Origin of the sequence: Pseudozobellia sp. WGM2 (assembly GCF_017810075.1) — a bacterium.
GTDB lineage: Bacteria > Bacteroidota > Bacteroidia > Flavobacteriales > Flavobacteriaceae > JADNYK01.
The window spans coordinates 1-403 of record NZ_JADNYK010000058.1 but is presented as its reverse complement, the minus strand read 5'-3'; the positions used below and the strand labels follow the sequence as shown (position 1 = coordinate 403).

The following is a 403-nucleotide window of genomic DNA, read 5'->3' as shown; positions in this document are numbered from 1 at the left end:
CCAAGTTGAAGACCCTGCCAATCTCATGCCCATGCAAGTCGGTGGTAAGCGCAAACTCATCGTGCCAAGTCACTTGGCTTATGGTGAGCGCCAAATCGGAAAAATCCCGCCAAATTCAGACTTAACCTTTGAAATTGAATTATTGGATGTCAAAACTCGTGATTGAGATTAAATTGGGTATTTATCGGCACTACAAAGGCAATCTATACCAAGTGCTGCACATCGCCAAACATAGCGAGACTGAAGAGGAATTGGTCGTCTACCGTGCGCTTTACCAAGCGTATGGGGTTTGGGTGCGACCGCTTGCGATGTTTGCCGAAACGGTGGAAGTCAATGGCGAAGCTGTGCCAAGATTTAAGCTGATAACACCGCTAGACAGTTAAGTTTGGCGGTAATTGATAGG

Annotated in this window: 2 protein-coding genes; both read left to right on the top strand. The window is 46.7% G+C overall.

The annotated features are described in order from the left end of the window. The first annotated feature begins 25 nt into the window (after positions 1-25). Positions 26-166, top strand: a complete 141-nt coding sequence (locus IV512_RS19800; protein ID WP_371743331.1) for an FKBP-type peptidyl-prolyl cis-trans isomerase — start codon at positions 26-28, stop codon at positions 164-166. After that, positions 147-383, top strand: a complete 237-nt coding sequence (locus tag IV512_RS19795; protein ID WP_209406498.1) for a DUF1653 domain-containing protein — start codon at positions 147-149, stop codon at positions 381-383. The genes IV512_RS19800 and IV512_RS19795 overlap by 20 nt, the downstream gene beginning before the upstream one ends. Positions 384-403 lie beyond the last annotated feature (20 nt).